The organism is Pseudovibrio sp. Ad26, assembly GCF_001623285.1.
GTDB lineage: Bacteria > Pseudomonadota > Alphaproteobacteria > Rhizobiales > Stappiaceae > Pseudovibrio > Pseudovibrio ascidiaceicola.
In genome coordinates, this window is sequence record NZ_LMCE01000088.1 from 41931 (window position 1) to 59038 (window position 17108).

Consider the following 17108-nt stretch of genomic DNA (forward strand, 5'->3'; position numbering starts at 1 on the left):
AAAAGCAGACACTTGAACAAACTGTGTCCAGAGGCAAGAAAATGTCAGAACTTTCTCCAAAACTCACTCACTTAGATGACAGCGGTGCGGCTCATATGGTCGACATTTCGGAGAAAGAGGTTACCTCACGCATTGCCCGTGCAGGCGGTCAGGTAAAAATGCAGCCTGAAACTCTGGACATGATCCTTTCAGGCAACACCAAGAAAGGCGACGTACTTGCAACAGCGCGCATCGCTGGCATCATGGCTGCAAAGCGCACACACGAGCTGATCCCTCTCTGTCATCCTCTGGCGCTTTCTAAGGTTCAGGTGGACTTCACACCCAATCCTGAACTGCCGGGAATTGAGATCGAAGTCTTCGCAAAGGTATCCGGCCAGACCGGCATCGAGATGGAAGCACTTACAGCTGCTTCCGTTGCCTGCCTGACAATTTACGACATGGCAAAAGCCGTTGACCGTTCTATGGAGATCGGTGAAATCCGGCTGCTGGAGAAGAAGGGCGGCAAGTCCGGTCACTATCTGGCTGAGGAGGATAACTCCCAATGAGCTTGATCAGTATTGAAGACGCGCTGGACCGCCTCCTGAGAGATGTGAAACCGACCGGAACTGAGCACCCTCCATTGCTTGAAAGCGGAGAACGCATTCTCGCAGAAGACGTTGCCGCAACACGAACGCAGCCTCCATTTTCCGCCTCAGCAATGGATGGATATGCTGTCAAAGCCGCTGATACGGTCGAGCCAGAGGCAGCTCTGAGGGTCATAGGCGAAGTCGCAGCCGGGCATAACTTTGATGGCACGCTGCAAGCCGGAGAAGCCCTGCGTATTTTTACAGGAGCACCTGTCCCTGCTGGCGCTGACGCGATCTTGATCCAGGAAAACGCTCGCCGTGACGGGGATAACCTGTTTTGCGAAGAAGCTGTTTCTGTTGGTAAGTTCATCCGTCCGGCTGGCCTCGACTTCAAAGAAGGTCAGGTCCTCCTGAAGGCAGGCGCCCCACTCGGCTTCCGCGAACTGTCTCTTGCAGGCGCCATGAACCACGCATCCCTCCCGGTACGCAAAAAGCCAGTCGTTGCGGTCCTCGCAAATGGTGACGAACTCGTCGAGCCGGGTCAGGTACCTGGTCCGAATCAAATCATAGCCTCTAATCAGGTCGGCATAGCAGAATTCGTCAAAAACTGCGGCGGAACACCGATGATGCTCGGCATCGCCCCAGACCAGCCTGAGGAAATCGCAGCACGCGTGAAGCAGGCCATCCAAGCAAAAGCCGATGTACTGGTGACACTCGGCGGCGCCTCTGTTGGCGACCACGATCTCATTCAGGACGTACTGGGAGCTGAAGGCATGGAGCTTGGCTTCTGGCGCATCGCCATGCGCCCGGGCAAACCCCTCATGGCGGGCGCCCTTGGCCCAATGAAAGTCCTCGGCCTTCCTGGCAACCCAGTCTCAAGTCTTGTATGTGCACTCCTCTTCCTTGGTCCACTTCTGGACAAGATGCTGGGCCGTACAGTCTCTGTGACAAATCAAAGCGTTACAAAAGCAACGTTAACAGCTGATTTGCCAGCCAATGACATACGTCAGGACTACCTGCGCGCCAGCCTGGGCACTGATGAAGCAGGCAATCTCATCACAGAGCCGTTCTCCAAACAAGACTCCTCCATGCTTGCCTTACTGACAAAAGCAGACGCCCTGATCATTCGTCCACCACACGCATCAGCTGCAAAGACAGGTGAAAAAGTGGACCTGCTCAAGCTACGCTAAATCCTAGCGTCAGGAGTGGGCAACCCCTGTCCACTCACCCACCAGAAACCAAATCCCCCAGTTCTAGCAGGGCTTAACCTGAACAAACCCATTGCAGAACACAATGAGAACAGGTAGAGTACGTTCGTGTTTTGTCCTTCCAATCGCAGAAGTTGAAGTCTTTCAGCTTCTTGGAATTACAAAACCGCGATTGGTCAGGAATGACCGCTCACTTTCAATCAGCGCCTTAGGAGCGAACGGGGATAAAAGATGCTTACACAGAAGCAACACGAGCTTTTGATGTTCATCCATCAACGCTTGAAGGAAGCCGGTGTTCCGCCCTCCTTCGATGAGATGAAGGACGCGCTGGACCTCCGTTCCAAATCCGGCATTCACCGGCTGATCACAGCTTTGGAAGAGCGCGGCTTCATTCGCCGCCTGCCAAACAGAGCGCGTGCGCTGGAAATCCTCAAATTGCCTGACTCAATTTCTCCGGGCCTGAAGCCTGCTGCAAAGGAAAAAGGCTTTGCACCTGAGGTAATTGAAGGCTCCCTGAGTAAAAAGGTTGCAGCTCCGCCACCACGCGCCACATCACCAGATGAAGTGCCAACGCTGGAAATCCCGGTCATGGGCCGCATTGCTGCTGGTGTTCCAATCGAAGCAATCCAGACTCAAAGCCATTCCATCGCCATGCCTGCTGATTTGATGGGGCGCGGTGAGCATTATGCGCTGGAAGTCAAAGGTGACTCCATGATTGATGCGGGTATTTTCGATGGGGATACAGTGCTGATCAAGCGTGGCGACGCTGCTGATAACGGCGAGATCGTTGTGGCCTTGATCGATGATGAAGAAGCGACCTTGAAGCGCCTGCGCAAAAAAGGGGCCTCAGTCGCGCTGGAAGCGGCCAACCCCGCCTACGAAACTCGCATCTTCGGCCCGGGCCGCGTCCGCGTTCAGGGCAAGATGATTGCGCTCTTCCGCCGCTATTAAATCATTGGTTGCCTGAGGCAATTTCGGATTCCAAGGTCTGCGCTGAGCATGATATGCCCAGCGCACTTTTTTTATTCTTTCCCCGCCCTCAAAACCTGCAGAAAGCCAGACATAAGCAGAGCCACGTTCGCCGAACATCTTCTGATCAATCACCAGCTCAGCACGGCAAGCAGGAGGCGCCTGCGCCTGTGTGATGACGATGGTCGCAAGACGGCAATCTACCTCCAAAACATCAGCCACCTTGGACTGCGCCAACAAGACAGGCTCTGAACTTATCCTCCCCCCCTCTGAAGACAACTGCGGGAATATCTCAATCACACAGCCGCGATCATCGCAGGACCGATCCGAAGCCCTCACCTTGTGCTGCTTGAACGCCCCTGCCGAAATCCCTCCTGCACGCAACAGACTGTCAGCGGCAAACGACATGCGCGAAGATGTCAGCCGAAACCGGCCATCCGCCCCGTAGTAAGCAATGTGCTTGCCCGCATCCGCAATCATCAGGTCTGGTGCACTTCCACCCGCAAACATCAGGACACTCACCGCAAATGCCGGGAGTGAAAGCCATTTCAAGCGCAGCGGCATCACACACAGCACCACAATAGCAAAGATCATGAGCAGATAACCGGGTGCACTGGCAACACCCAGACTGGTCAGCCCTTCACTCAGAGAACTCACCCAGTAGGCAGCCTTTAATACCAGCGCCAACCCAGCCTCCATCCCCTGCAGGAAGAACGCATCCGCACCCAACGGGATCGCCAGCAGGCTCAACAGCCCAAGGGGCATAACCACAAAGGTCACCAATGGCATGGCAAGGATATTCCCGAGCACACCATAGGGCGCAACCTGCTCAAAATGCATCGCCGCAACAGGTCCCGTAGCCGCACCTGCAATCAGCGAGGTCAGTGCACACGCTAGCACCCACTTCGACCCTTTACGACTAACCCTATGAAACCATGAGACATTCCGCCTTCGAGGTCTATTGCGGTTACCAACGAACCAGTCCTTCCCAAGTGTGTAGGCTGAGAGCAAGGCGAGAACTGCGATGAAGGACATCTGAAACCCGGGAGCCAGAAGCTCCTCCGGCCTCAGGCTCAAAAGCACAAGACAGGCCAGAGCCAGACCACGCAGACTAAAGGCTCGCCGCCCAATCAGCCCCGCGCATAAAATCATTGCCGCCATTAGAAAAGCTCGCTGCGTTGCGACAGAAGCACCTGACAAACCGAGATAAACAGTTGCCGCAATCAGCGCCGCCGCGCTGGCGTAAACGTGAATATGTCCTTTCAGCGCAAGCGACTGACTGAGGGATAAGATCAGGCGGGCACCGAGGAAGACCAGAGAGGTCACAAGACCCATATGCATGCCGGATATAGCAAGCACATGAGCAAGCCCTGCATTGCGCAAGGCATCCTTGTCAGCGGCGGCAAGATAGTCCCGCTTGCCCACCAGAAGCGCAACAGCGAACGCACTTTCCGGGCTGTTATCCAACACCCGCCGAATGCGCTGCGCTATCCCACTGCGTACGCCTTCGACCTCTTGCAGAAAACTTGTCCCCTCCAGACGCGCCACAACAACCGGTTTAGAAAGCGCATAGCCAACCGCACCAATCCCGCTGAAAAACGCTGTTCGGGCAAAGTCATACCCACCGGGGCGCACCGCACCTCCCGGCGGCAATAGCCGAGCTTTCAGCTGCATCCTGTTCCCCATCACTGGCGGCTCTTTCATCCCCTTGATGCTGAGGCGGATACGATAAGAAAGAGGAGTTGTGCCCTTCTGGGAAAGTGCGTTCACATCTGCAAGAATGACCGAATAAGCCCCTTTTCCAGAATGCTTCACACCCGTAACAACACCTTCCACTTTGCGTGTAACAGGGCGCTCCAGCGGGTCACCGCGCGCATGCTCCACGCGCAAATCGGCAAGAAAAAACCCGGCTGCGAAGAACAAAATCGCAGTCAGGCCAACCGTCAGCCGCCCAGAACTCCAACGTCGAAAAGCGAACAGAAGCAATAAGATAAAAGGAATTCCGCTTAAAACACTATAAGGTTCAGCAGGAAGTGAGAAGTAAACCAACACCCCAGCCAGATGACACAGCGCATACCAGAGGAGACCCTGCCCACGGTTCCAATCCTGCACAAGGGCTGAACGGGCATAAGTCATGACCGCAGGCCAATCTGGTCTCAGCATAAAACGCAGCAGTCTAAGCAACCCCAACTTAACCTCAAGAAACTCAACGCGCTGTTTTTCCTCCGTAAAATTCGTGTTTGCGTTGCTATGTGTGTTTTTTGCGTTGGTTTGCGTTTTTGTGCGTTGCTGTGTCACGCACTCCTGCAGCCCTGCATCCGCCTCAAACCGCGCAGCAGAAAACTTATCCTCCTCAAGGCAAAGTTCTCCTATTCTGGAAGCACAGCCACCAGATTGCGTCTTGTCTGAGGATGATTGCCCCTCGCGCACCCTTAAGTCCCTTTCTGCCACTTGGGAACTTTTCAATGCTATGGTACACAGCCCGCAGAGGTACGGCGCCCCGCCGTAATTACCCCAAACTATTCGAAGTAACTTGAAACTTTTCCGGAACACCTATGACTAAACCTGTTGTGACGCGCTTTGCGCCTTCTCCTACCGGCTACCTGCATATTGGCGGCGCCCGTACAGCCCTGTTCAACTGGCTTCTGGCAAAACACAGCGGCGGTAAAATGCTGCTGCGTATCGAAGACACCGATCGCTCCCGCTCCACTGAGGAAGCTGTAGACGCGCTGCTGGACGGCCTGTCCTGGCTGGGCATGGACTGGGACGGTGAGCCGATTTCCCAGTATGGCCGCGTTGACCGCCACCGTGAAGTTGCTGAGCAGATGGTCAAGGACGGCACTGCCTATTACTGCTACTGCACCCCGGAAGAAGTGAACGAGATGCGTGAGAAGGCCCGCGCAGAAGGCCGCCCGCCGCGTTATGACGGCACCTGGCGTGACCGTGCCCCTTCTGAAGCACCGGAAGGCATCGCTCCTGCTATTCGCCTGAAAGCTCCGCTGGAAGGTGACACCATCGTCGAAGATCAGGTTCAGGGCACAGTCAAGTTCGCAAACGAGAATCTGGACGACCTGATCCTCGTACGCTCTGACGGAAACCCAACCTATATGCTGGCCGTTGTCATCGACGATCACGACATGGGCGTAACCCATATCGTTCGCGGAGATGACCACCTGACCAACGCCGCACGTCAGTCCCTCATCTACAAAGCCCTGAACTGGGATGTCCCGGTCATGGCGCACATTCCGCTGATCTACGGACCAGATGGCGCAAAGCTCTCCAAGCGCCACGGCGCAGTTGGCGCAGAAGCCTACCGGGCTATGGGTTACCTGCCATCCGCAATGCGCAACTATCTGGCACGCCTCGGCTGGTCCCACGGCGATGACGAGATCTTCTCTACCGATCAGATGATCGAGTGGTTTGGTCTGGACGCTGTTGGCAAGTCCCCATCCCGTTTCGACTTCAAGAAACTGGAGAACCTGAACGCCCACTACATGCGCTCCGAAAGCGATGAGGAACTGCTCGGCCACTTCCTCACCTATCTGATGGACGTGGAAGGCGGCGCAGACGTCATGGCTTGGATTGCTGGTGATGGCAACCAGGACAAACTGGTTGAAGCACTGCCTGGCCTCAAAGAGCGTGCAAAGACCCTTGTAGAACTGCAGGAATCTGCACGTTACCTCTGGGTTCAGCGTCCGCTCGATCTGGATGCCAAAGCTGAAAAGATCCTGTCTGACGAGGCACGCGCTGTTCTTGGCAAGGTTCTGGTTGCTCTGGAAGCACTGGACGAGTGGACCGTAGAAAGCACTGAAAATGCCGTTAAGGCAGTTGCGGAAGCCGAAGAGCTAAAACTCGGCAAAGTTGCTCAGCCATTGCGCGCTGCACTCACTGGTCGTGGCACATCCCCAGGCATCTTTGATGTGCTCAAAGTGCTCGGAAAAGACGAATCTTGCGCACGCATTCGTGATCTTTCAGCTTAATCCGCTGAATTCTAAAAGAAACTACCGCTGCAAATACTAGTCATTCGTAGCGGTAGTTACACTTATAGCTAAAAGCATTGGTTGCGGGCGCTTGCCCCATCGCGGCAAATGATATAGGCAGTTCCACGACAACACTCTCCTCCGGGCGGAAACGTCAGATCATGCAGTGTATTCATTTGTACACAAATGAAGCAAGTCGCATGAGGAGATACAAAATGGGGGTTGCCTGATATGAGCGACAAAACAGCGAAACTGACTATTGGAGACAACAGCTGGGACTTTAACGTCCACTCTGGCTCCATGGGCCCTGATGTTCTGGACATCGGTTCGCTTTATAAGCAAACTGACCACTTCACACTGGACCCTGGTTTCACATCAACTGCCTCATGCGAATCCAAGATCACTTACATCGACGGTGACGCAGGCGTTCTGCTTTACCGCGGTTACCCGATTGAACAGCTCGCCGAACACGGCGACTTTTTGGAAAGCTGCTATCTGCTGCTGTACGGCGAACTGCCAACACGCGCAGAGAAGGACGATTTTGTTCATCGTGTAACCTACCACACCATGATCCATGATCAGATGAGCTCTTTCTTCAAGGGTTATCGTCGTGACGCCCACCCAATGGCAGTCATGACCGGTACCGTTGGAGCTCTCTCTTCCTTCTATCATGACAGCACCGACATCTCTGATCCACACCTGCGCATGGTTGCATCCCTGCGCATGATCGCAAAGATGCCGACCATTGCTGCAATGGCCTACAAATATCACGTTGGTCAGCCATTCGTTTACCCAAGAAACGATCTGGACTACGCATCCAACTTCCTGCACATGTGCTTCGCAGTTCCATGTGAGGAATATAAAGTAAATCCGGTTCTGGCACGCGCTATGGACCGTATCTTCATCCTGCACGCTGACCACGAGCAGAATGCTTCCACGTCCACCGTACGTCTTGCTGGTTCTTCAGGCGCAAACCCATTTGCATGTATTGCAGCTGGTATTGCATGTCTGTGGGGTCCATCTCATGGCGGTGCGAACGAAGCAGCTCTGAACATGCTCTCCGAGATCGGTTCTGTTGACCGCATCCCTGAGTATGTCGCACGTGCAAAAGACAAGAATGATCCGTTCCGCCTCATGGGCTTCGGTCACCGCGTCTACAAAAACTACGACCCACGCGCACGCATCATGCAGAAAACCTGTCATGAAGTGCTTGCAGAGCTGGGCCACCAGGACGATCCGCTTCTTGAAGTGGCAATGGAACTGGAAAAAGTTGCTCTCACCGATCCTTACTTCGTTGAGAAGAAGCTCTATCCAAACATTGACTTCTACTCCGGCATCACCCTGCGTGCTCTGGGCTTCCCAACCACCATGTTCACCGTGCTCTTCGCACTGGCTCGTACAGTAGGTTGGATCGCACAGTGGAAGGAAATGATTGAAGATCCTTCCCAGCGTATCGGTCGTCCACGCCAGCTGTACACCGGCTATTCCGAGCGTGACTATCAGCCAATCGACCAGCGTCGTTAAAAACATTTCCCCGAAAGCGGACACCGCTGTTTGGGAAATGCAGCGAAGCTGTTTGAGCTGAGAAGCTAGACTTCAGAAAAAGGAGGCATTTTGCCTCCTTTTTTATTTGAAAAGCACCCTTTGCTTTCAGCACGCACAAACCATGAGGCCGCATAATCCTGTTCATGCCTCACCACATCCCTATCTTTGATGCTTGAGTTCAGCCACCGGCATCAGAAAAGGATGTATTGATGCGCCTTGTTCCCCTCCCAGTTTTTGCAGCGTTCGCGCTCCTCTCTGCTGGCCTGGCAACCACTTCCTCCGCTAATACAGATACAGAAACCCCACAAGCCTCCCGGGACGTCGTCTTCTCAAACCTGAGCATGCAGGACGGCACGTCAGACAACTCCATCTGCGTTGAGCGCTATGGCGACGGTTACACGGTCTCTCCCTCTAAGGAGGCCCCAAAACGCACCTACATCAGCGATAAAGGGCATACAGTCACACTGGTCGACAGAAGCGAAATTCTGGGACAAGGCATTTTTGCAGAGCACGACCGCTTCGTGATGACATTCCCCGGCAATGGAGAGGAAGAGATTGAGGTCACTCAGTTTGTCACAGGCCTGATCGGCGGCGAAAGCTACAGCGGCGTGTTCACAGACGGCACCTGTACAGGTAAGGTCTCAGTTGGCCCTCTGGAGTACAAATAAAAACCCGCCAAACAGCTGCACTGGCAGGAGAGATCAGGCACAACAGGTCTGAAACAGGAGCATACATGCACCTTCCAAAACTGACGCGGTTTGGACTAGCCCTCATCCTCACCCTTGGAATACTCGGACCAGCCAGCAGCCAAGTCATCCTCCGCGAGAACAGAGCCAATCCGTTTACCGACATGAAACGCGTGTCTCCATCCCGACACGTTCAAATCGACAATATTACAGTCCTGACAGAGTCCGTGGGTATTGAATTTTGCAAGGAACGCTATGGCAACGAGACTACACTTTACCCCGACCCAGACGGACGACACGGGCAGTTTATCAGCAAAGAGAACGACAAGCTCGCCCTCTATGACCGCAGTGAGCTGCGTCAGGAAGGCATTTATACAGAGCATGCAAAACTGTTCATCACCTTCCAGAACGATCCTGACGTGGAAGTCGAAGTCACCATCTTCATAACCGGCTTCGTGAATTCCAAGATGTTCAGTGGCGTCTTTTCAGATGGCATCTGCTCAGGGCATTTCTCCGTTGCAGACGCGAAGTAAGACCTTAACACTAATTCTTTTATATCAGAGACTTACGAGAGATATGTTATAAATTAGTTAAACTCGAACAACCGTTCAAAACACAGTCTTCATCCTAAAGAAAATCAAATTAAACGCCGAACATTTACATTAACACCGCAGGGCTATTCTTTGCGGACATGAGGCCTGAAAGGTAACGAGTAGTGGCATCCCGTGAAGACGTTTCTCTGTGCAGCTCCAAACCCCGGAACCATAGCCAACAGGTCCGAGATGAAGGGTCTGGCACAGCTGGTTTGAAATGGGAGTGTACATGCACCTTACAAAACTGAAGCGATCCGGTGTAGCTCTCATCCTCACCTTTGGAATGCTGGGGCCAGCAAGCAGTCAGATTACCCATCGCGACAACAGAGGCAATCCCTTCACTGACCTGAAACGCCTGGCAGCAGTGCGGCAAATTTCCGTTCAAGATCTAACAGTCCTGACAGACGCTGTGGGGATCGAATTCTGCAAGGAACGCTATGGCAATGGATATAAGGTGTATCCTGATCCAAACGGACGTCGTGGGCAATTTCTCAGCGACAAAGGGCACACATTCTCCCTTTACGCCCGCAGTGAATTGCGCGGTGATGGCATTTACGCAGAACACTCCCAAGTGCTCATCACATTCCCCAATGATCCGGATGTTGAAGTCGAAACAACCCAGTTCATAACCGGCTTCGTGAATTCCAAAATGTTCAGCGGCGTCTTCTCAGATGGCGTCTGTTCCGGAAAATTCTCCGTCGTAGACGCCAAATGACCAATCATGGATCAAACGCAGATCACGCAGTCAGTTCAAGACATTTACTGACGGAGTTCTCACTTGTTTTGTAGGTGCGAAAGCCAATCGCCTCGTAATAACCAAGCCCCTCTGGGTTAGAGGCACCAATCGTCGCATCAATCTTCACAAGCCTCGCCCTCTGCGCAGCCTCCAGCGTAGCAGCAAACAAGGCGCGCCCCACACCACGGCGCCCAGCATTTGGGCGCACATGAGTGCCGATAATGCCCCAACCCGGCGTCACACCATAAGCGTTGCCTTCCGATGCCCGCTTCAGAATCTGCAGTCCAAGCAGCGCGCCATCCACATCCTCAACCACAGAACAGCGGATGTTATCGGCATGAGCAATGTAGTGAGAACCCACATACGCCGCATCACTCGGCAGGCTCCGCTTTCCCAGTGCCGCAAGCTCCTGCAAGAACCCACTGATCTCCTCGGCATCACCCAAAACTGCTTCTCTGACTTTCATGAAAACCCTCAAAATGTGTAGTCGGCCTGCACACCATGAGCTCAACAATCAAGGCAGGCAAAAAAAGAAAGCGACATCAGCGCGACTTAGACCATAACCTATCATAAGCCTTTGAAGTTCCAGCCCCCGCACTCCGCAAGTCTCCAGTTTTCACAGATGTTTATACTTAGTGCATTAGAAACTGGCTAAATCCAGAAGCCCTCCTAAAACCTATTCTTCATCCTAATGAAAATCGAAGATCAGCAAGACCCTTCACGTTAACGGAACAGGACTACTCTTTGCGCGGCTTTAAGCCTGAAAAAGTAACAAGTGGTGGCACCCCATGAAAAAACTCCTCTGTGCAGCAGCAAGCCTTGGCGCAATCGCATTTATCAGCAGCATGGCTCTGGCTGACGATCACAGCCTGGGCAGCGACAACGAGACTGTCACATTCTCCGACCTGACATTGGCAGATGGAACGCCAGACGACGGCACCTGCGCAAAACGCTACGGGACAGGCTACAAAACCGCAGACCATCCCGATACATCCTCCCCAAATGCTCAGAAAACGACAAATGAAGGCCACGATATCATCATCTCCTCCACCGGAGGCACCATTGGTGATGGCATATTGTCCATTGAAAATGAATACGAAATCATCTTCCCCAATGATGAACACAAGGAAACCATTGAAGTGAAGATGTTCGCAACCGGTCTGATCGGCAGTGGAACAGCATCAGGTGTATTCTCAGACGGCTCCTGCCGCGGCAAGGTCACCATTCAATCCTCACAGCAATAGGCCCCCAGTCCGATGCATGTCGCCCTTTGTACAGCGATATCCCTGACAGCTCTGACGCTCACCAGCATCAGTGCGGATGCGCTGAGCCTGAGGATGGGCCACGGCGACAAGCCAACCACATTTTCCAACCTTTCACTAATTAACGGAAACCCGGATAACGGGATCTGTGCAAAGCGCTATGGCAAGGGCTTCACTGTAAAGGCTCACCCCGGCTCCCTCCCAGAACAGCGCAAGTTCATCACCTACGAGGGGCACGAAATCACAATGACCCATGTAGGTGGCAATCTGGGAGACGGCGTTTATTCACTTGAGAACGAGTATGCCTTCACCTTTCCCGGGGACACACACAGCAAACCAGTCAAATTTCAGCTGATCGCAACAGGCCTTATCGGTGATGGACAAGCCTCAGTGGTATTCTCAGATGAAACATGCCGCGGCTCAGTTCTGATCACACTCGTTCAAGGTACTGCGGCACAATGATACAACATCGCGTCATACCACCCAACGATACGGGATGGATAACACAATGAAAACATCGCTCTTGATCCCCTTCAGTGTTCTAGCGCTGGCCAGCACAAGCACATCAGCACTAGCTATTGCAGAAAGATTCTGCCCTAACGAGAAAACAATCACTTTCAATAAGTTATCTAGGATAGATGGTAGTTTGGGCGAAGGAACCTGCAAGCAACGCTACAACAAAGAACTTGTAACTAAGATCCCATCCGATTCCGTCAATAATCCACTCAAACGCTGCACGTATAAGGGACACGACATACTAGTTATTTCAATTGACGATAGCGTTAGCGATGGCATTTTCATTATCAGAAATACATACGAGGTCATCTTCCCTTGGGACAAAACCAAAACGCCAGTTAAAATCAAAGTAATTGCAACTGGATTAGTCGGGTCTCGGGAAGCTTCTGGTGTCTTCTCAGATGACACTTGCCGCGGCACTATAAAAATCAGGCAGGCAACGAAAACAATACCCTAAGGATACAACACCGCGTCATAGCACCCAACGATACGGGACGGATAAAACAATGAAAACATTGCTCCTGACTACCCTCAGCGTTCTGGCGCTGGCAATCACCAGCACCGCCGCATTGGCTGTCGCTCAAAGGTTGGGTCCCGGCGACAAGACAATCACCTTCTCCAATCTTTCCATGACAGATGGCAGCCCCGATGACGGAACGTGCCAAAAGCGTTACGGCGAAGGTTTTACAACAAAGAACCACCCGGACTCCACCAATGACACCCTCAAACGCGGCACAGACAAAGGCCACGACATTCTGGTCATCGTCATTGGTGGTAGCGTCAGCGCAGGCATTTTCTCAATCGAGAACGAGTATGAGATTATCTTCCCGGGAGACGAAAGCAAAACACCCATTGATGTGGAACTTGCGGCAACAGGCTTGGTCGGAACAATGGAGGCTTCCGGCGTTTTCTCGGACGGCACCTGCCGCGGAACGCTCCATATCAAGGTAGAAGATCAATGAGACTGCCCAGTGCCTTAATATCCCAATCATACACAAAGGATAGGTTCTTGAGGCCAGCTCTAGCGATCACCCTGAGTGTTCTGGCACTCACAATAACCAGCACATCTGCTATGGCAATTATTGAGAAGTTGCATTTCGGTGATCACATAATCACCTTTTCCAACCTCTCTCTCATTGATGCCAGAACACAAAAAACTGATCTTTGCCAAAAACGATATGGCGCCAGCTTCACGACAAGAAATGCCCCTGCCACCACCGGTTTTTCAGTCAAACGCACGACGGAAAAGGGGCATGATATTACAGTGATCTCGCGAAATGTTGACGTGACCAATGGCATCTTTTCCATCGAAAGCCAATATGAGGTTATCTTCCCTGATGATGCGAGCAAGACACCTGTCAATCTGAATATATCTATCACTGGATTAATTGGAGCTTCAGATGCATCAGGACTATTCTCGGATGGCACATGCAGAGGAGCCATTTACGTCCAGAACAAGCAAACTAACTAAAGTACATTATCAGTTGGCACATGCTCTGGAAAATACTAACTCAGGCACAAAGTAGCCAACTTACCTCGCAGCCCTGCTTAAAGCACCACTTTAAGTTACACTCAAAATGACTCTGAGTTTTCAAAGCGCTACATCTATTTAATGAATCACTTTGAAAAGCATTTAAACTGAGTACTCTGCCGTCTCAAGGATGATCCTCGCAGCTTTTCCGGCCTGACTTTCGCCCTCAGGCAAACGCATCTTTTCATCGATACGAGAGAACGCGTCCAACTGCGCCCGCCGCTCTGGACTGTCAGACAGCAGCGCAAGTACGGCCTGACTGAGCACTTCAGGGTCCGCTTCGTCCTCAATATATTCCTTGATGCTGTGATCTCCAAGCACAAGGTTGGGCAGCACAATGGTGTCCACCGCAACAATCTTGACGAACCGGTTGATCTGCTTCAAACGGCGGAAGAACCAGTCCAGCTTGTAAGCTATAACCATAGGCACACCAGCAATCGCCAGCTCTAAAGACACAGTACCGCTGGCCGCAAGCGCTGCATTTGCCTGTCGCAAAGCCGCAAACTTTTCAGCTTCACCCGTCACAATACGCGGCTGCACCTTCCAGGAAGCCACACCATCGCGAATGCACTGCTCCTGATGAGGCACTGCTGGAATGATCACATCCACATTCGGGTCTTGCGCGCAAATCAAAGCGACTGCTTCACCAAACGGCTCCAGCAACCGCGAAACCTCGCTGGTTCGGGAGCCCGGAAGCACCACTAACTGCTTTCTGCCTGTCCCGAGCTCTGCACGCTCCCCCGGAGCAGGACGCAAATCCGCAAGCCGTTCAATCAACGGATGTCCCACATAATCACAGGGCGGTCCACCAAGGCGTTTGTGAGCCTCAGGCTCAAACGGCAACAGGGCAAGCAGCTGATCCACATAAGCGGCCATCTTCTTCGCACGTCCCGGACGCCACGCCCACACAGACGGGCTTACATAGTCCACCACTCGGATATGAGGCGCTTTTTTGCGCACGCGCTTTGCCACATTGTGAGTGAAATCCGGAGAGTCGATGATCAGCAGTAAATCAGGTTGCTCGGCAATAACCGCATCAACAGTTTGATGTACACGGCGAATAATCGTCGGCAAACGTTCCAACACCGCCGTAATGCCCATCACAGCAATATCATGCAGCGGAAAGATCGACTGCACGCCTTGAGCCGCCATACGCTCACCACCCAGACCACAGACCTGTAGACGATCACCAATCGAAGCCCGCAGGGCTTTTATGACTTCCGCGCCGAGCTGATCACCAGACTCTTCACCAACAACAAAGAAAACCTTGAAGGGTTTGACAGCTTCCAATTCGCTCATACCTTAGCGCTCACCAGCTTCAAAGTCTTCATCACGTGCGCAGCCATAAAGGAAAACACCCAGCTCATCACAAAGGCGCTCAACCTCATCACGATGAGCAACCAGCACACGCCCAGCCTCAACACACACACCTTTTAACTGCGCGTCAGAAGCTTTCTGTATGGTTTCCGGTCCAACGGTCGGCATATCAAGACGAAGATCCTGCTGAGGCTTAGAGCACTTAACAAGCACACCTGCAGCCCCTTTGGACCGGACACGGCCATTAGCACGCAACCCAGCTACACGCTCAAGCATGGCATCCGTGCCTTCAGCCCCCTCAACAGCCACAACACGCGCGCCAACAGCAACAGCACCCTGCCCGATATCCAATCGGCCCACAGCATCCACCGCCTCAATGGCAAGCTTCATATCACTCAGAGCCTTGGCATCCGGCTTCGGCCCTGCCACGTGGCCTGGGCTGGCGACCAGCCCCGGAGCAACTTCATGAGCACCAACCACGTGTAAACCCTCTCGTTCAAATATCCCGGCTACTTTCACCAGCAAATGATCATCGCCACCAACAACAGCCTTGATGATACGCGGCAAACGCCAAATCGTTCCAAAATCACCAAGGATCGATGTGAAGTCAGGCCGCTTCCGCACAGCGCCGATCAACACCACATCCTGAACACCATTAGATTTAAGCGTTGAGAACAGTTTGCCGATCTGCCCCCAGCCAAGCTCTACCGGATTAAACGCAGAAAGGGAGGCATCTGCCTCCCCCTTAATTGCGATGGTCACCACATCGCGACCTTGTGCCATAGCGGACCGGATGACCAGACCGGGCAGATCACCGCCACCAGCAATCACAGCAATAGGTGCCTGTTTCACCATGAATTCAAAACAGACCCTTATTCACCATTGTTGCGCGGTGTACAGAACCGGCGCTTTTCATCTTCCAGCATGAACGACGTCATCGTCTGCACACCTTCAAACTCAGCGTACTTGGTCCGCGCAATCTCAGCACGAGCACGCAACGTACCCTCTTCACTGTTGAAGACTTCCTTATACGCACCGCGCAGGGCGTGGATTTCTTCGCGAGAGAAGTTGCGGCGCTTCAAACCAATCAGGTTCAGGCCTGCAAGACGCGCACGATCACCAATCACAGATCCATAAGGGATCACATCAAACTCAACACCAGTCAGACCGCCAATGATGGAATGAGCACCCACACGGCACCACTGACGTACAGCAGACAGGCCGCCAAAGATCACATGATCTTCAACTTCAACATGCCCGGCAAGCGTCGCGTTGTTGGCAAGAATAACGTTGTTTCCCACAATGCAATCATGCCCGACATGAGTACCCATCATGAACAGGCCGCCATTCCCAACACGCGTCACACCACCACCGCCGGCAGTGCCAGGGTTCATGGTGGAGTGCTCGCGGATCTGATTGTCTTCACCGATTTCCAGTAGCGTATCTTCACCGGAAAACTTCAGATCCTGAGGCTGATGCCCCAAGCTGGCAAACGGGTAGACCTTCGACCGGGCGCCGATCGTTGTCCGTCCAGCGATCACCACATGGGAAACAAGCTCTACATCATCGCCAAGGGTTACCTTGGGACCCACCATGCAGTAAGGACCGATCTTGACATTCTCTCCAAGTACGGCCCCATCCTCGATAATCGCGGCGGGATGAATCTGTTGCATCAATGACCTCAATTCGCCTCGTCAGAATCGACAAGCATTGCGCTGATTTCCGCTTCAGCAACCTTCTGCCCGTCTACCATTGCAACACCTTCAAACTTCCAGATGGTCGCGCGGTTGCGGACTTTTTTCACGTGAAAGTGCACCTGATCACCAGGAACCACAGGCTTGCGGAACTTACACTTATCAATGGTCATGAAGTAAACCAGAGAAGGCACATCTTTCTTTTCACGACCATGGACGCAAAGCGCACCAGCAGTCTGAGCCATTGCTTCGATAAGCAACACACCTGGCATTACAGGCTGGCTTGGAAAATGCCCCTGAAAATGTGGCTCATTGATGGTTACATTCTTAATACCAACACCTGAGTTGTCGCCGTCCATATCAACGATACGGTCAATCATCAAAAACGGATAACGATGGGGCAAAAGCTCCATAACCCGCATGATATCAGCGCTTTCAAGTGTTCTGGTCTCTACATCACTCATAATAATGCCTCAGCAATATCGGTTTGACTGGCATATGTCTC

At 52.8% G+C, this 17108-nt stretch carries 19 protein-coding genes; 13 read left to right on the plus strand and 6 right to left on the minus strand.

What is annotated here, in order from left to right; translation table 11 throughout:
- Nucleotides 1-41: 41 nt before the first annotated feature.
- From moaC to lexA, 3 genes are all read left to right on the plus strand, one after another.
- Entirely contained in the window at nucleotides 42-545 is a 504-nt protein-coding gene (gene moaC / locus PsAD26_RS17315) for a cyclic pyranopterin monophosphate synthase MoaC (RefSeq protein ID WP_063311458.1), read from the plus strand.
- Complete coding sequence (gene glp / locus PsAD26_RS17320; protein ID WP_063311459.1) at nucleotides 542-1756, plus strand: gephyrin-like molybdotransferase Glp; 1215 nt, start codon at nucleotides 542-544, stop codon at nucleotides 1754-1756. Before moaC ends, glp begins: the two co-directional genes overlap by 4 nt.
- 249 nt (nucleotides 1757-2005) lie before the next feature.
- Complete coding sequence (lexA, locus tag PsAD26_RS17325; protein ID WP_063311460.1) at nucleotides 2006-2725, plus strand: transcriptional repressor LexA; 720 nt, start codon at nucleotides 2006-2008, stop codon at nucleotides 2723-2725.
- On the opposite strand, the gene PsAD26_RS17330 is transcribed toward lexA, so the two are convergent.
- Entirely contained in the window at nucleotides 2621-5173 is a 2553-nt protein-coding gene (locus PsAD26_RS17330; RefSeq protein WP_063311461.1) for a ComEC/Rec2 family competence protein, read from the minus strand. The two genes, lexA and PsAD26_RS17330, sit on opposite strands and share 105 nt — an antisense overlap.
- 125 nt (nucleotides 5174-5298) lie before the next feature.
- Here PsAD26_RS17330 and gltX point away from each other — a divergent pair, with 125 nt between their 5' ends.
- From gltX to PsAD26_RS17355, 5 genes are all read left to right on the plus strand, one after another.
- Nucleotides 5299-6723 carry a glutamate--tRNA ligase gene (gltX, locus tag PsAD26_RS17335; RefSeq protein WP_063311462.1) on the plus strand — a complete coding sequence of 475 codons (1425 nt, stop codon included), beginning with the start codon at nucleotides 5299-5301 and terminating at the stop codon, nucleotides 6721-6723.
- A 231-nt stretch (nucleotides 6724-6954) separates the two neighbouring features.
- Nucleotides 6955-8247, plus strand: coding sequence for a citrate synthase (gltA, locus tag PsAD26_RS17340; protein ID WP_057465514.1), 1293 nt, complete (start codon nucleotides 6955-6957; stop codon nucleotides 8245-8247).
- Nucleotides 8248-8477: 230 nt separating this feature from the next.
- Nucleotides 8478-8936, plus strand: coding sequence for a hypothetical protein (locus tag PsAD26_RS17345; protein ID WP_063311463.1), 459 nt, complete (start codon nucleotides 8478-8480; stop codon nucleotides 8934-8936).
- Between the two features lie 65 nt (nucleotides 8937-9001).
- Nucleotides 9002-9487, plus strand: coding sequence for a hypothetical protein (locus tag PsAD26_RS17350; RefSeq protein ID WP_063311464.1), 486 nt, complete (start codon nucleotides 9002-9004; stop codon nucleotides 9485-9487).
- 289 nt (nucleotides 9488-9776) lie between these two features.
- Nucleotides 9777-10262 carry a hypothetical protein gene (locus tag PsAD26_RS17355; protein ID WP_063311465.1) on the plus strand — a complete coding sequence of 162 codons (486 nt, stop codon included), beginning with the start codon at nucleotides 9777-9779 and terminating at the stop codon, nucleotides 10260-10262.
- 22 nt (nucleotides 10263-10284) lie between these two features.
- Here PsAD26_RS17355 and PsAD26_RS17360 read toward each other — a convergent pair whose 3' ends face one another.
- Entirely contained in the window at nucleotides 10285-10749 is a 465-nt protein-coding gene (locus PsAD26_RS17360) for a GNAT family N-acetyltransferase (RefSeq protein ID WP_063311466.1), read from the minus strand.
- A 322-nt stretch (nucleotides 10750-11071) separates the two neighbouring features.
- Here PsAD26_RS17360 and PsAD26_RS17365 point away from each other — a divergent pair, with 322 nt between their 5' ends.
- From PsAD26_RS17365 to PsAD26_RS17385, 5 genes are all read left to right on the plus strand, one after another.
- Nucleotides 11072-11527, plus strand: coding sequence for a hypothetical protein (locus PsAD26_RS17365; protein ID WP_063311467.1), 456 nt, complete (start codon nucleotides 11072-11074; stop codon nucleotides 11525-11527).
- Between the two features lie 12 nt (nucleotides 11528-11539).
- Entirely contained in the window at nucleotides 11540-12007 is a 468-nt protein-coding gene (locus PsAD26_RS17370; protein ID WP_063311468.1) for a hypothetical protein, read from the plus strand.
- 46 nt (nucleotides 12008-12053) lie between these two features.
- Nucleotides 12054-12518, plus strand: a complete 465-nt coding sequence (locus tag PsAD26_RS17375; RefSeq protein ID WP_063311469.1) for a hypothetical protein — start codon at nucleotides 12054-12056, stop codon at nucleotides 12516-12518.
- 49 nt (nucleotides 12519-12567) lie between these two features.
- Entirely contained in the window at nucleotides 12568-13023 is a 456-nt protein-coding gene (locus PsAD26_RS17380; protein ID WP_063311470.1) for a hypothetical protein, read from the plus strand.
- A 110-nt stretch (nucleotides 13024-13133) separates the two neighbouring features.
- Nucleotides 13134-13532 carry a hypothetical protein gene (locus PsAD26_RS17385; RefSeq protein WP_208985742.1) on the plus strand — a complete coding sequence of 133 codons (399 nt, stop codon included), beginning with the start codon at nucleotides 13134-13136 and terminating at the stop codon, nucleotides 13530-13532.
- A 162-nt stretch (nucleotides 13533-13694) separates the two neighbouring features.
- Here the strand turns inward: PsAD26_RS17385 and lpxB are convergent, their stop codons facing one another.
- Genes lpxB through fabZ form a run of 4 tightly spaced genes read right to left on the minus strand, consistent with a single transcriptional unit; the run spans nucleotide 13695 to nucleotide 17067 of the window.
- On the minus strand, nucleotides 13695-14891 hold the full coding sequence (gene lpxB / locus PsAD26_RS17390; RefSeq protein ID WP_063311472.1) for a lipid-A-disaccharide synthase: 1197 nt from the start codon (nucleotides 14889-14891) through the stop codon (nucleotides 13695-13697).
- A gap of 3 nt (nucleotides 14892-14894) precedes the next feature.
- Nucleotides 14895-15764, minus strand: coding sequence for a UDP-2,3-diacylglucosamine diphosphatase LpxI (lpxI, locus tag PsAD26_RS17395; RefSeq protein WP_063311473.1), 870 nt, complete (start codon nucleotides 15762-15764; stop codon nucleotides 14895-14897).
- A gap of 17 nt (nucleotides 15765-15781) precedes the next feature.
- Complete coding sequence (gene lpxA / locus PsAD26_RS17400) at nucleotides 15782-16582, minus strand: acyl-ACP--UDP-N-acetylglucosamine O-acyltransferase (RefSeq protein WP_063311474.1); 801 nt, start codon at nucleotides 16580-16582, stop codon at nucleotides 15782-15784.
- Between the two features lie 8 nt (nucleotides 16583-16590).
- Complete coding sequence (fabZ, locus tag PsAD26_RS17405) at nucleotides 16591-17067, minus strand: 3-hydroxyacyl-ACP dehydratase FabZ (RefSeq protein ID WP_063289006.1); 477 nt, start codon at nucleotides 17065-17067, stop codon at nucleotides 16591-16593.
- Nucleotides 17068-17108 lie beyond the last annotated feature (41 nt).

Coding starts and splice junctions, on each gene's coding strand:
- PsAD26_RS17350 (WP_063311464.1), top strand. CDS start 9,002: ATGCACCTTCCAAAACTGACGCGGTTTGGACTAGCCCTCATCCTCACC.
- fabZ (WP_063289006.1), bottom strand. CDS start 17,067: ATGAGTGATGTAGAGACCAGAACACTTGAAAGCGCTGATATCATGCGG.
- glp (WP_063311459.1), top strand. CDS start 542: ATGAGCTTGATCAGTATTGAAGACGCGCTGGACCGCCTCCTGAGAGAT.
- lpxI (WP_063311473.1), bottom strand. CDS start 15,764: ATGGTGAAACAGGCACCTATTGCTGTGATTGCTGGTGGCGGTGATCTG.
- gltA (WP_057465514.1), top strand. CDS start 6,955: ATGAGCGACAAAACAGCGAAACTGACTATTGGAGACAACAGCTGGGAC.
- lexA (WP_063311460.1), top strand. CDS start 2,006: ATGCTTACACAGAAGCAACACGAGCTTTTGATGTTCATCCATCAACGC.
- gltX (WP_063311462.1), top strand. CDS start 5,299: ATGACTAAACCTGTTGTGACGCGCTTTGCGCCTTCTCCTACCGGCTAC.
- PsAD26_RS17375 (WP_063311469.1), top strand. CDS start 12,054: ATGAAAACATCGCTCTTGATCCCCTTCAGTGTTCTAGCGCTGGCCAGC.
- PsAD26_RS17345 (WP_063311463.1), top strand. CDS start 8,478: ATGCGCCTTGTTCCCCTCCCAGTTTTTGCAGCGTTCGCGCTCCTCTCT.
- moaC (WP_063311458.1), top strand. CDS start 42: ATGTCAGAACTTTCTCCAAAACTCACTCACTTAGATGACAGCGGTGCG.
- PsAD26_RS17385 (WP_208985742.1), top strand. CDS start 13,134: ATGGCAATTATTGAGAAGTTGCATTTCGGTGATCACATAATCACCTTT.
- PsAD26_RS17365 (WP_063311467.1), top strand. CDS start 11,072: ATGAAAAAACTCCTCTGTGCAGCAGCAAGCCTTGGCGCAATCGCATTT.
- PsAD26_RS17380 (WP_063311470.1), top strand. CDS start 12,568: ATGAAAACATTGCTCCTGACTACCCTCAGCGTTCTGGCGCTGGCAATC.
- lpxA (WP_063311474.1), bottom strand. CDS start 16,582: ATGCAACAGATTCATCCCGCCGCGATTATCGAGGATGGGGCCGTACTT.
- PsAD26_RS17370 (WP_063311468.1), top strand. CDS start 11,540: ATGCATGTCGCCCTTTGTACAGCGATATCCCTGACAGCTCTGACGCTC.
- lpxB (WP_063311472.1), bottom strand. CDS start 14,891: ATGAGCGAATTGGAAGCTGTCAAACCCTTCAAGGTTTTCTTTGTTGTT.
- PsAD26_RS17355 (WP_063311465.1), top strand. CDS start 9,777: ATGCACCTTACAAAACTGAAGCGATCCGGTGTAGCTCTCATCCTCACC.
- PsAD26_RS17360 (WP_063311466.1), bottom strand. CDS start 10,749: ATGAAAGTCAGAGAAGCAGTTTTGGGTGATGCCGAGGAGATCAGTGGG.